This is a genomic window from Novosphingobium sp. (assembly GCF_024642085.1).
Lineage (GTDB): Bacteria > Pseudomonadota > Alphaproteobacteria > Sphingomonadales > Sphingomonadaceae > Novosphingobium.
On record NZ_JAHEBV010000004.1, the window covers coordinates 127,386 to 140,018 of the forward strand.

Genomic DNA, 12,633 nt, shown 5'->3' on the forward strand with positions numbered 1-12,633 from the left:
AACCCTGACCATGAAATCAGTTCTCGCCGCTCTGCTCGGTGTAGCCGCCGTGCCCGCAGCCGCATTGGCCCAGGATCATTCCGGCCACGACGACCATCAAGCGGGCAGCACCCAGACGCAGCCGGCGGCGGCGCCGCAGACGCCTGCGCCAAAGGCTTCACCGGTTGAAGCCGGACAGACGCCCGCCAAGCCGGCGATGGACCACAGCGCGATGGATCATGGCACGATGGATCATGGCGCGATGGGCCACGGCAAAATCGAAAGGCCCACCGCCGGTCCTATCGCTTATGCCGAAGGGTCCGGAACTGCGCGGCTGCCCGCCAACGACGGAGCCATGCACGGCCTGCACATCATGGCGGGCGACTGGATGGTAATGGCTCATGGCTCCGCCGCTCTCCAGTACACCAATCACGGAGGCCCGCGCGGCGATGACCAGGTCTATGTGACAACCATGGCGATGCTCGCGGGCGAACGCGAAACCACATGGGGCCGCATTCAGGGCAAGGCCATGATGAGCCTTGAGCCAGCCATGGACGCAAAAGGATACCCCAACCTGTTCGCAACCGGAGAGACTGCGGACGGCCTGCCGCTGGTTGACCGCCAACATCCCCATGACCTGTTCATGGAACTGGCAGCTCGGATCGACGTCAACGCAGGGCCTGGTAGCCTGTTCCTTTATGGCGGCCCTGTCGGCGAACCGGCATTGGGTCCGTCGGCGTTCATGCACCGCGGTTCGGCCAAGTATAATCCCGAACCGCCGATCACTCATCACTGGTTCGATTCCACGCACATAACCTACGGCGTCGTGACGGCCGGCTATGCGACACGGGTATTGCAGGTCGAAGCCAGTGCCTTTCGCGGCCGCGAACCGGATGAGCAGCGCTGGAATATCGAAACACCAAAACTGGATTCCTGGTCTGTCCGCGCCACGCTGACACCATCGCCGCGCTGGGCGATTCAGGCCAGTTACGGCCAGCTGAAACAACCAGAAGCCCTCCATCCCGGAGAGGATGAGCACCGCTTTACCGCATCGGCGCACTATGCGGATGGAGGCGTTCACGCCATGCTGGCGTTCAGTGCCAAGGATCGGGTCCCCGGCCAAACGCTGACGGCATGGCTGGCGGAGGCAAACTGGGACATTGATCGCCGCAACACGCTGTTCGCCCGCGCCGAAAACGTCGCCAACGACGAGCTGTTCGCCGATGAAAACGATCCGCTGCATGACCAGACCTTTCGCGTCAGCAAGGTTCAGCTTGGCTATGCTCGGCGGATCGCGCTCGGCCCGGTCGAACTGGCGCTGGGCGGGAGCGTCAACGCTTATGCAAAGCCTGCAGCGCTTGACGCGGCCTATGGCAGCAACCCAATGGGATACACGCTGTTTGCGCGGATCACCTTGGGGCATTGAGCATGGATGACGACCTGACTTACTTCGAAGATCTGGAAGTAGGCACCGTCGCGCGGTTCGGCAGCTATGCCGTTACGCGCGACGAGGTCATTGCCTTTGCAAAATCCTACGATCCGCAGCCGTTCCACTTGTCTGACGATGCTGCTGCGCAAACCCATTTCGGCCGGCTGTCGGCCAGTGGTTGGCATACCTGCGCGATGACGATGCGGATGCTGGTCGACAACATCACCGAACGGCGTCAGGCAGGGCTCGGCTCACCAGGATTGGACGAACTGCGCTGGTTGCGGCCCGTTTTCCCCGGCGATGTCCTGCGTGTGGAAACCGAACTGCTGTCCAAGCGGGCCAGCCAGTCACGGCCTGAAATGGGCAGCTTTCAATCGGCTGTTCGGGTCTTCAACCAGGACGATGCGCTGGTCATGACCATGCAATCGATCGGTCTGATCAGATTGCGCGCGGCTTACCCGGCACAGGCCAGCGTGCCAGAAGCGCGGTAAACTTCACGCCGGTCCGGGTCCTGCGCAGTCAGCACGGCGCCGGGCCGCGATCCCGCGCTGCTTGGGACATCGGTGCCTTGGTCGATATAGATCGTATAGGCTTTTCCCACGTAATGCCTGATGCGGCCATCGGCGCCGACATCTACCGCCATGGCGCTGGGTTCATCGTCCAGCTTGATGATGGCCCGGCTCCGGTCGGCTACCAGCACTGGCTTGTCCTGCCCGTCAGGAGTAAACGTGCAGCCCGGCCCGCTTAACCCGGCTGCGGCACCGTCACCTGGCTCAAGCCCTTGCATGGCTATCGGTTGGGCCGGTGCGCGGATCTTCTGCGCTTCCTCAACCTGCCTGATCGCCGCGGCATCTTCCTGCGCACGCTGTTCGGGTGTCAATTTGTTGCACCCTGCCATCATCATCAACAGGATACAGACCGTCTTGCGCATCATCGCCTTCCAAACAGCTTTTCAATGTCGCCGTGGGCCAGCTTGACCCATGTCGGACGACCATGATTGCACTGGCCTGATCGCGGGGTCACTTCCATCTCGCGCAGCAAGGCGTTCATCTCTGTGACCGATAACACCCGGCCGGCCCGAACGCTCCCATGGCAAGCCATGGTGGCCAGAACATGGTCCAGCCGCTCTTCTAATAGCAGCGCCGCACCGTTCTGCGCCAGATCATCGGCCACATCACGGACCAGCGCCTGGACATTACCGTGGCCCAGGGCGCCCGGGACAGCGCGGACCAGTATGGCGGTCGGGCCGAAGCGTTCCAGCGTCATGCCGAACCGGGCCAGATCGGGCGCCGCATTCTCAAGGCGGTCGCAGTCAGGCTCGTCCAGTTCCACCACTTCGGGAATGAGCAGCGCCTGCGCCGCCATCACCGCGTCCTGCGCTCCTGCCGCCTTCAACCGTTCCAGCACGAGGCGTTCGTGCGCGGCATGCTGATCGACAATGACCAGGCCGTCCTCCGCCTCGGCAACGATATAGGTACTGGCAACCTGCCCGCGGGCCACGCCCAGCGGATGGCTCGCGGCGGGCTGCACACCTGCCTCGGCCATTTCGGCACGGCCCGAAGGCGGGTCCATGATCGCCGCTTCATAACCGCGCCAGGCGCGCGAAGCCTCACGCACCCCGGCAGCGCCATATTCGCGGGCGAACAGCGATGCCAGTGCCGGCGCCGGCTCGCCGGTTATCGGCTCGGCCTGCCACATGCCCATCGCGGACGCGGCCGGTGCCTGGGCGCTGCGCTGCCCCGCCCCTTCCAGCGCATGGCGTAGGCCAGACACCAGAAACCCGCGAACAAAGGCCGGATCGCGAAAGCGCACTTCGGTCTTTGCCGGGTGGACGTTAACATCGACGTCCTCTGCCGGAACCTCAAGAAACAGCGCCAGTACGGCATGGCGATCGCGCGCCAGCATGTCGGCATAGGCCCCGCGCACTGCTCCGATCAAAAGCCGGTCCTTCACCGGACGGCCGTTGACGAACAGGAACTGGTGATCGGCCACGCCGCGGTTGAAAGTCGGCAGACCCGCCACTCCGGTCAACCGCACCGGGCCGCGCTGCAAGTCGATCACTACGCCGTCGTCCGCCAGCTCGCGCGCAACGATGCGGGCAACGCGGGCCGCAAGCGCTTCGCCAGATTGGACCGCCAGCACCCGGCGCCCGTCATGCTCCAGGGTAAAGCCCACGTCCGGCCGCGCCATGGCGAGACGCCGCACCACATCAAGACAGGCCGCATATTCGCTGCGCGCTGAACGCAGGAACTTGCGCCGCGCCGGCACCTTGCCGAACAGATCATCGACCACGATGCGTGTGCCCGGCGGCACTGCAGCGGGGCCGTCACCGACAAGTTCTCCGTGATCGATCACGCGGCGCCAGCCCTCGCCCGATCCTTGCTGGCGGCTTTCGATGGTCATCCGGGCGACGCTCGCAATCGAGGGCAGAGCCTCCCCCCGGAAGCCCAGCGTGGCAACCCGCTCGATATATTCATCCGGCAACTTGGACGTGGCATGCCGTTCCAGCGCCAGCGCGATTTCGCCAGGTGCCATTCCGCAGCCATCATCAATAACCTCGATCCCGTCGAGACCGCCCGCCGTCAGCCTGACGTGGATCGATGTCGCATCGGCGTCGATGGCGTTTTCAACCAGCTCCTTCAGGGCCGACGCCGGACGTTCAACCACCTCGCCTGCAGCGATGCGGTTGACAAGGGTTTCTGGCAGGCGGCGAATAGTAGGCATTGGCTGTCCAGCGTAGCGGTGAAGCGCCGCAAATTCGAGATCGGTCGATCCGATATCCGGAACCTTTCAAACAAATTTTTGGCCTTTGGCGGGGTCATGCGCTAATGGGGCCGCTTCCACGCCCACCGCCCGGTTATGCACTGGCGCGATTCCCGCGCCAAGTGACCGGAAAACATACGGATTTTTCAATGGCATCGTTCTTTTCGCGATTCTTCAAATTCGGTGCGCAGAACATGGCGATCGACCTGGGGACGGCGAACACGCTGGTCTATGTGCAGGATCGCGGAATTGTCCTGAACGAACCGTCAGTGGTGGCAATCGAAACGATCAACGGGATCAAGCGGGTCAAGGCGGTGGGCGATGATGCCAAGATGATGATGGGCAAGACACCCGACAGCATCGAAGCGATCCGCCCGCTGCGCGATGGCGTCATTGCCGACATCGAAATCGCCGAAGAGATGATCAAGCACTTTATCCGCAAGGTCCATGGCAAGCGCACTTTCATGCCGCTGCCTGAAATCGTGATCTGCGTGCCGTCGGGTTCAACATCGGTTGAACGCCGCGCCATTCGCGATGCCGCCAGCAACGCCGGCGCCAGTTCGGTCTTCCTGATCCTCGAGCCGATGGCTGCCGCAATTGGAGCCGATATGCCGGTGACCGAACCGGTTGGCTCGATGGTGGTCGACATCGGCGGCGGGACAACGGAAGTTGCCGTGCTCAGCTTGCGCGGTCTGGCTTATACCACTTCGGTGCGCGTTGGCGGCGATAAGATGGACGAAGCCATCGTCAGCTATGTCCGCCGTCACCACAACCTGCTGATCGGTGAAGCGACCGCCGAACGGATCAAGAAAGACTATGGCTGCGCCACTGTGCCGGTCGACGGAGTGGGCGAAACCATCCATCTTAAGGGACGCGATCTGGTCAACGGTGTGCCCAAGGAAATCACCATCACTCAGGCGAACATCGCCGAAGCACTGTCCGAACCGATCGGCGCAATTATCGAAGGCGTGCGCATCGCGCTGGAAAACACCGCGCCGGAATTGGCTGCCGATATCGTCGACCAGGGCATCGTGCTGACTGGCGGCGGCGCGCTGATTCAAGGACTGGACGAATATCTGCGCGAAGAAACGGGCCTGCCTGTTTCCATCGCCGAAGATCCGCTGTCCTGTGTAGCGCTTGGTACGGGCCGGGCCATGGAAGACCCGATCTATCGCGGCGTCTTGATGACGGCCTGATTACGTTTTGTCTGCTATAAACGGGCAGACTGAAGGAGTGTAGTGGCATGGCGCCGCCCGGCAATCGGCGCCCGGGATATTCCCGCAGGGCGCAATACGGAACGTTTTTCGGCTATGTCGTCGCCGTGATCGGCGCGGGCCTGGGCGTTCTCCTGCTGGTGGTATCGACGGGCAATGCTTCGGCATTTTCGGGCCTGCGCGCGACGGCTGACGATGCTGTTGCACCCGCTGGCCGCGCATCGGCAGCCACCAGGGAAAAATCCCAGTCGTTCTTTGCAATTGCCAGCGGCTATTTCACTGCGGGTTTCCGCACCGCAAAGCTGGAAAAAGAAGTCGCCGCCGCCCGTGTTCGCCTGGCCGAGGCTGACGCGGTGCGCGATGAGAACAAGCGGCTGAAGGCCATGCTGGGCCTGGTTGAGGATGACCCCAAGCCTGTTGCCGTGGCGCGTCTGATCAGTTCGACATCGTCCAGTACACGCCGGTTTGCAACGCTGGGCGCGGGCGCCAACAGCCATGTCGGCGTTGGCATGCCGATTCGTTCGCCGCTTGGCCTGATCGGCCGGGTGCTTGAAGTGGGCAGCAATACAGCACGTGTGCTGCTGATCACCGACAGCGAAAGCGTGGTCCCGGTGCGCCGGGCTGCCGACAGCATTCCCGCCTATGCAACCGGGCGGTCAGACGGATCGTTGCAAATCCGCCTGATCAACCTTGGCATCAACCCGCTGAAAAAGGGCGACGCTTTCGTGACATCGGGCGCCGGCGGCCTTTATCGGCCAAACATCGCGGTTGCCGTGGTCAGCGAAGTGACCCGGGACGGCGCGATCGGGCGCCCGCTGAGCGATCCCGGCAGCACCGATTTCGTCGCGGTCGACGAACCCTTTGCCCAAAGCGCGGCACCGGGCGCGGCGGCCGAGTCGCTGACGCCGTGATGGCGCCCCCGCTTCCCCGCTCATTGCAGAAGATCGGCCGGGCGCGGATCAACCGCGCGCCGTCTCCGGTCGTCGCGCTGGTGGCACCTTGGGTTTTGGTCGCGCTCGGCAGCCTTAGCCCGCTGTTGCCGCTTATCGCCTCGGCGCCAGTGGTTCCGCCGTTCGGTTTTCTGTTGCTGATTGGCTGGCAGCAGCTTCGCCCCGGGTTGTTTCCCGTCTGGGCCGGCCTGCCGCTGGGCCTGTTCGACGATCTGTTCAGCGGACAACCCTTTGGCTCGGCCGTGCTGCTATGGTCGGTTGCGATGATCGGGCTCGATCTGCTTGAAGCGCGCTTTCCGTGGCGCGGGTTCTGGCTCAACTGGCTGGTATCGGCCGGACTTATCACGGTTTACCTGATGGTGGCGCTGGCCTTTTCGAATCTGGGCGGCGGGCACGCGCCGCTGGCAGTGCTGTTGCCGCAACTGGTGGTATCGATCCTGACCTATCCGCTGGCCGCAAGGCTGGTCGGCCTGTTCGACCGGATGCGGCTGATCCCGCTCAAGGCGGTCTGATGTTCAACGAGCCCAAGCACGTCAGCACCGGAACGCTTCGCAACAGTTTTGAACGCCGCGCCGTGCTGATTGGCGGGTTGCAGGCGGGATTGGGCGTGCTGCTGGCAGTGCGCATGGGCTGGATCGGCGTGGTCCAGAATGCGAAGTACGAAACCGCTGCGGAAAGCAACCGGGTCAACCTTACCCTTATCCCGCCCCGGCGCGGACTGATTCTGGATCGCAATAACAACCCGTTGGCGGCCAACCGGTCTGATTACCGAGTCGATTTGATTCCTGAACGTCTGGTCGATACCGGCGGCACAATTGCCGAGCTGGGCAAGCTGCTGGGACTTGGCCCGGACAAGATGCTGGACCTGGCCGACCGCGTCGACAAGTCGCACCGATTTCAGCCCGTCGAAGTCGCATCGGGGCTGGAATGGGACAAGTTCGCCGCGGTCAGCGTGCGTCTGCCCGACTTGCCGGGGGTCATTGCCCAGCGCGGCTTTTCGCGGTCTTATCCTACCGGGCCCTCGGTCGGCCACCTCGTCGGCTATGTCGGCCCCGCTTCGGCAGAAGACTATGAGAAAGACCGCAACCCGCTGCTGATCACGCCGGGCTACAAGGTTGGCAAGGACGCGATTGAGAAGTTTTACGAGCCCAGCCTGCGCGGCGTTGCCGGAGCGCGCCGCACCGAAGTGACAGCAACCGGCAAGATAGTTCGCGATCTAGATATGCGCGAGGACATCCAGGGACAATCGCTGCGCCTGACAATCGATGCCGGCTTGCAGGATTTCGCTTCGCGCCGGATCGGGCTGGAATCGGCGGCCTGCGTAGTCATCGATTGCCAAGACGGCGGCATACTTGCGCTCACGTCGATGCCTTCGTTCGATCCAAACGCCTTTGTCGGGGGCATTGGGCGGCTGCAATGGAAGATGCTGAACGAGGATGATCACATCCCCTTGCTCAACAAGGCCGTGCGCGGGCTTTACCCGCCCGGATCGACGATGAAGCCGATGGCCAGCCTGGCCTTGCAGATCCACGGCGTCGTCCCTGACGAGATCGTTTCTTGCCCTGGTGGCTACCGTCTGGGCAGCCGTTTTTTCCGTTGTGACGCGGTTCACGGCGCTGTCGACATGCGCAAAGCGATTGAGCAAAGCTGCAACACCTATTTCTGGTCGATGGCGCACCGCGTCGGCTATGATGCGATTGCGCCTGTTGCCAGAACGCTGGGCCTGGGGGTGGAGTTTGACCTGCCGGGGGTTAACCAGCGCTATGGCACAATACCCGATGCAGCCTGGAAAATGCGCCGTTTCAAGCAGGAATGGACTGCAGCGGATTCGCTCAACGCCTCAATCGGCCAAGGCTATGTTTCGGTTTCTCCGCTGCAGCTTGCTGTGATGACGGCGCGCATTGCCACGGGCAAGAACCTGCAGCCTTACCTGCTTTATGGCAAAAAGCCGCAACCCGGCCCCGCCCTGCCCTTCACCGCCGACATGCTGGGGGTGACGCACGAAGGCATGTGGCGCGTTGTGAACGGCAATGGCACTGCTCGCGGTAGCCAGTTGAAGCTCGACAGCGGCATCCAGATGGCCGGCAAGACCGGTACTGCGCAGGTACGGGCGCTGGTTTCGCGTGGTCATTTCGGCGACTGGAAAGGGCGCGATCACGCGCTGTTCGTTTGCTATGCACCTGCCGATGCGCCGCGCTATGCCATGGCAGTGGTGGTCGAACACGGAACCTTCGGGGCGCGGGCCGCAGCGCCGATTGCCAAGGACGTGCTGACTTACCTGTTCGACCCTGCCAAGGGATGGGACAGCTTGCTGGCCATGGAAAAAAGCTGGGGCGGCACGCCAAGCCAGCGGATGGCCGCGAAGTATCGGTCCTATGCCTCGCAATATGGGGCCACGGCGCCCAAGGTTGAGGCGGACAAGGCGGTCACCGCAGCGCTCAACCGGCCCGAACCCAGCCCGACCCCGATTGAAGCGGTCCTCAGCGAAGAGGAATCGCCCCCGCGCGACGCGCCTCCTCAGGCAGCGCCCAGCGCCAGTCCGGGTTCACCCGTGCCAGCGCCGAACCCGTCCGGTGCGCCGGTCCAGCCATGAGACAAGGCGTCGTCCCCGAAGCAATCGCGCGCGAACCGTGGGGCTTGATCCTGCCGTTGCTAGCGCTCAACACATTCGGCTCGGTCGTGCTCTATTCGGCTGCGGGCGGACATCTGGGGCCATGGGCCTTGCTGCACGAAATTCATTTCGCCGTCTTCCTGGTCATGGCCTTTGTCATTTCCCGCATCCCGCGCGACCTGTTCAAATGGGCTGCGATACCGGTCTATATTGCCATCGTGGTGATGCTGATGCTGGTCGAAGTGGTCGGCGCGGTAAAAGGGGGCAGCCAGCGCTGGCTTGATGTCGGTTTCATGCAGTTGCAGCCATCGGAACTGATGAAGCCCACCATTGTCCTGGCGCTTGCCAAGTTTTTTGACGTCATGCCGCCTGGAATGACCCGGACATGGCGTGTTCTGGTCCCGCTGGCCGGGATCGTCGGCCTGCCCGCGTTGCTGGTCATGATGCAGCCTGATCTGGGCACGGGCCTGTCGATCACCGTTGGCGCCGTCGTCGTCATTTTCATGGCGGGGCTGCCGATGTGGTGGTTCATGGGCGCAGGCGGCGCGGTGCTGGTTGCAGCGCCGCTGGCGTTCTTTACCCTGCTTCACGGTTATCAGCGCGACCGCGTGCTGGTGTTCCTCAACCCGGAAAGCGACCCGCTGGGCAAGGGATACCACATCACCCAGTCGAAGATCGCGATCGGATCGGGCGGGTTCTGGGGCAAGGGGTTTGGCAACGGCAGCCAAAGCCATCTGGATTACCTTCCAGAATCGCATACCGATTTCGCCTTTGCCACCATGGCCGAGGAATGGGGGCTGGCCGGCGGCATTTTCGTCCTGGCGATATTCCTCTGGGTGTTTCGCTGGGGCCTGCGCGTGGCGCAGAATGCCCCTGACAGATTTTCCGGTCTGCTTGCTGCGGGCATGACCTTCACCATCTTTTTTTACATGGCAATCAACACCATGATGGTCTTGGGTCTCGCCCCGGTCGTCGGCATCCCTCTGCCCTGGATCAGCCACGGGGGATCAGCGATGATGACCAACATGATCTGCGTCGGTACGCTGATGGCGGTCGATCGATGGAACCGCCGGGGCAGCACGCTGGGGACCTGAAAAAAGTCCACACGCCCCCTTCCCTGCGCCGGACAGATCGCTATAGGGAGCGCTCCCGACGATTCGGGAACCGCGGTGTACCGCCCGTGTGGACGCATAGCTCAGTTGGTAGAGCAGCTGACTCTTAATCAGCGGGTCCTAGGTTCGAGCCCTAGTGCGTCCACCAAAATCTCTCAGAAAATCAACAGATTAATAGCCCTCTGCACGGGAAATCCGTCTGTCGCGGAGCCTAGATTTCGCTATAGGCTCCCTATAGGCTCCATCTTCGGCACCGGACGCCAACGAGGCAGTTCTCCACAGTTCGATGGGGATCACCTCAAGGGGAACAAAACCCAATGGTCCAGGCGCACAGGCATCAATCAGCGCCTTGTGTTTGCGTTGTCTGGCGATGGGTCAATTGCTAGCATTGCCCGATGGCAAAGCCGCATTCCACCAAACTGGTCGAAACCAAACTCGATGAATATCTGGAGCTGCGGATCAACCAGCTCGGCTTGCATACCACAGTTGCCGAAATCCGGACTTCGGCGCTTGAGTTCCAGGAATCGATCAACTGGGTGAATCACCAAGCGAATGCATTGCTGGCTTTGGGTGCTGCCCTCCTCTTCGCCATAGGCCACAACGTTGCCGTCGCTTCAACGCTTGGCATCACAGACGCAGCATGGATTCTTCCCGGCGGGTTCTTGGTATTCGCCTTGTTCGCCATCGGTTTCCGCCGCCGGAGCTGGAAGCGTTATCTCGGAATATGGGGTCTGCGGCCCCTTCGTTGTAACGCGCAACCCGCCATCGACGAGCTCCTGGACGAGGTCGATTCTGGCAACCACACTGCCATGCGTGTCGCCGAGAGTGGGACAGGAACAACCGCGACACCGGTGTCGCACAGGCCGGTCGATCTGGTCTTCGGCAGGGGCTGCCTTGCCGAACCATGGCTGGCTGCCAGGCTGTTCGGCGGCGAGAATACCAAGCGCCAGTTTGTGGCCGTCACGCCCGAGGCGACCGGCGAATGGTCCAACTATTATCTTTGGAATCCGCCTGTCGCGGATCACTTGCTCGACCTGTACGACCGCACCCCTGAAGTCTATGCTGGCGATAAGCTCAAGCGCCTCAAGGTCAGGATCGCGCTTCATGAGGTTGCTGCGTTCGTTGCCAACCAAAAGGGCTCAGGCAGAGCTGCGATGCGGAAGGATGTTGTCGTTTCGGCATTCGAGAAGGCGTTGAAGATCGAAGCTGCACGCATGCGCGCGGCGGGGGAAATCGACGATCACGAGGAGCGGCAGCTATGCAGGCTCAACATCACTGGCGATGCTGTCACCTACGACCCTGCCGAAACGTCCGGCAATCGAGGGCGCAAACCTGAAAGCTGGTTCCTCAACCTGATGAGCGGCCAATACACCCCGGTAACGCGCCCTTTGTCCGAGACGATCAAGAACGAGTTGAACCTGTTACCGGGCTTCGTCGCCTGAATTTCTTGCCAATTGGCGGCCACGGCGACGACCGGCGATCTGGAATATGCATGCTGGCGGACCTCTCGAAAGGAGGTTCCGATGGCCGACACCACAATAGTCCTGCTGAGCATGCGGCAGGTTCAAGCCGCGCTCAATATCCGCTCGCGCTCGACGATATACGACATGGTCGCGCGCAAGGCCCTGCCCCCGCCCTGCGTCATCAACCGGCGCGGCCTGCGCTGGCGCGAGAACGATATCCGCGAATGGATCGATAGCCTGCGAACGCGCAGCTGACCCAATTTCGCGCAGCGGTCGTAAACCTCAGTCTCCCCCTACCCGACTTTTTTGCGCCGGACCGCCACGTTCCGGCTGGAGAATTCCCATGTCCATCTTTCATCGCTTGGCCCGCAGACATCGCTTCGTTACCCATACCGTCCAGGTCCAGAGGTGCATCGCCCCGGAACTCATTTCGTTGGCGGATCGCCTATTTGCCGATGACGCTGACGGGGCGGCATTTCGCAACGCGCTGCGCCCGTTCTTCATTACCGAACGCCCACGCATTGCGATCCTGAAGGGCGAAGAAATCTGGTTTCACCTTGAAGGCCCGATATTCGATTGCGGGGCGCGGTCCTTCCCCCTTGGGGCGCAAGTTTTCATCGACTGTCGCGGCTGGCTTCTGCTTGATCCCGTCGCAGCGGCTGACCTTCATTCTGTCCTTCGTGAAGCCATCGACGCGGCGGCCTACCAGTGGCTGATCGGTAACAACTTGCTCGATCAGATCGAACCGCTTCGCCCCCGGCGCAATCGCCTGATCGATGATGAAATTGCCCTTCGCCAGATGGCCGCCGCAGCGGGCTCGATCCACCCGGAAGGGGAACCGAACAATGCGTAAGCATCAATCATCAAAGCTGGATCAAAGGGGCTGCGATGCGATGCATCGAGCCAGCAATTCAGATACACACCCTACGCACGGGTGCATGCCTGATTTCCGCCATTCCCATGGGAGGCGATGCGCGCGCTCGTTGCGCTCTTGCCCGCCGAATCCAGCAATTCAGCCAAAAACGGCGCGCGCGTTTGGCGCGCTCCGGGAGGTGTTGCCATGAATCGCGTCAAACTCACCATCCGCGTTCCTGCTGGACAGGAAACCATGA

At 62.2% G+C, this 12,633-nt stretch carries 12 protein-coding genes and 1 tRNA gene; 11 read left to right on the plus strand and 2 right to left on the minus strand.

Features of this window, described 5'->3' with window-relative positions; translation table 11 throughout:
• The first annotated feature begins 10 nt into the window (after positions 1-10).
• The gene (locus tag Q0L62_RS03170) at positions 11-1,405 is read left to right on the plus strand and encodes a hypothetical protein (protein WP_296676282.1); all 1,395 of its coding nucleotides are present in this window, start codon (positions 11-13) and stop codon (positions 1,403-1,405) included.
• A gap of 14 nt (positions 1,406-1,419) precedes the next feature.
• The gene (locus Q0L62_RS03175; RefSeq protein ID WP_296676338.1) at positions 1,420-1,899 is read left to right on the plus strand and encodes a MaoC family dehydratase; all 480 of its coding nucleotides are present in this window, start codon (positions 1,420-1,422) and stop codon (positions 1,897-1,899) included.
• On the opposite strand, the gene Q0L62_RS03180 is transcribed toward Q0L62_RS03175, so the two are convergent.
• Together Q0L62_RS03180 and mutL are read right to left on the minus strand one after the other, a co-directional pair.
• Entirely contained in the window at positions 1,863-2,342 is a 480-nt protein-coding gene (locus tag Q0L62_RS03180) for a hypothetical protein (protein WP_296676284.1), read from the minus strand. The genes Q0L62_RS03175 and Q0L62_RS03180 overlap by 37 nt on opposite strands.
• Positions 2,339-4,132, minus strand: a complete 1,794-nt coding sequence (gene mutL / locus Q0L62_RS03185; protein WP_296676287.1) for a DNA mismatch repair endonuclease MutL — start codon at positions 4,130-4,132, stop codon at positions 2,339-2,341. Before mutL ends, Q0L62_RS03180 begins: the two co-directional genes overlap by 4 nt.
• A gap of 188 nt (positions 4,133-4,320) precedes the next feature.
• Between mutL and Q0L62_RS03190 the strand changes: the two genes are divergently transcribed.
• The 9 genes from Q0L62_RS03190 (at position 4,321) to Q0L62_RS03230 (ending at position 12,374) form a co-directional block, all read left to right on the plus strand.
• Positions 4,321-5,367, plus strand: coding sequence for a rod shape-determining protein (locus Q0L62_RS03190; protein ID WP_100865849.1), 1,047 nt, complete (start codon positions 4,321-4,323; stop codon positions 5,365-5,367).
• A gap of 47 nt (positions 5,368-5,414) precedes the next feature.
• Positions 5,415-6,296, plus strand: coding sequence for a rod shape-determining protein MreC (mreC, locus tag Q0L62_RS03195; protein ID WP_296676298.1), 882 nt, complete (start codon positions 5,415-5,417; stop codon positions 6,294-6,296).
• On the plus strand, positions 6,296-6,847 hold the full coding sequence (locus tag Q0L62_RS03200) for a rod shape-determining protein MreD (RefSeq protein ID WP_296676301.1): 552 nt from the start codon (positions 6,296-6,298) through the stop codon (positions 6,845-6,847). Before mreC ends, Q0L62_RS03200 begins: the two co-directional genes overlap by 1 nt.
• Entirely contained in the window at positions 6,847-8,928 is a 2,082-nt protein-coding gene (mrdA, locus tag Q0L62_RS03205; RefSeq protein WP_296676304.1) for a penicillin-binding protein 2, read from the plus strand. Before Q0L62_RS03200 ends, mrdA begins: the two co-directional genes overlap by 1 nt.
• Positions 8,925-10,040, plus strand: a complete 1,116-nt coding sequence (rodA, locus tag Q0L62_RS03210; protein WP_296676306.1) for a rod shape-determining protein RodA — start codon at positions 8,925-8,927, stop codon at positions 10,038-10,040. Before mrdA ends, rodA begins: the two co-directional genes overlap by 4 nt.
• A gap of 90 nt (positions 10,041-10,130) precedes the next feature.
• Positions 10,131-10,206 (plus strand) — tRNA-Lys (locus Q0L62_RS03215).
• Positions 10,207-10,453: 247 nt separating this feature from the next.
• Positions 10,454-11,500 carry a hypothetical protein gene (locus tag Q0L62_RS03220; protein WP_296676308.1) on the plus strand — a complete coding sequence of 349 codons (1,047 nt, stop codon included), beginning with the start codon at positions 10,454-10,456 and terminating at the stop codon, positions 11,498-11,500.
• An 81-nt stretch (positions 11,501-11,581) separates the two neighbouring features.
• The gene (locus Q0L62_RS03225) at positions 11,582-11,776 is read left to right on the plus strand and encodes a helix-turn-helix domain-containing protein (RefSeq protein ID WP_296676311.1); all 195 of its coding nucleotides are present in this window, start codon (positions 11,582-11,584) and stop codon (positions 11,774-11,776) included.
• An 88-nt stretch (positions 11,777-11,864) separates the two neighbouring features.
• The gene (locus tag Q0L62_RS03230; protein WP_296676314.1) at positions 11,865-12,374 is read left to right on the plus strand and encodes a hypothetical protein; all 510 of its coding nucleotides are present in this window, start codon (positions 11,865-11,867) and stop codon (positions 12,372-12,374) included.
• Positions 12,375-12,633: the final 259 nt, after the last annotated feature.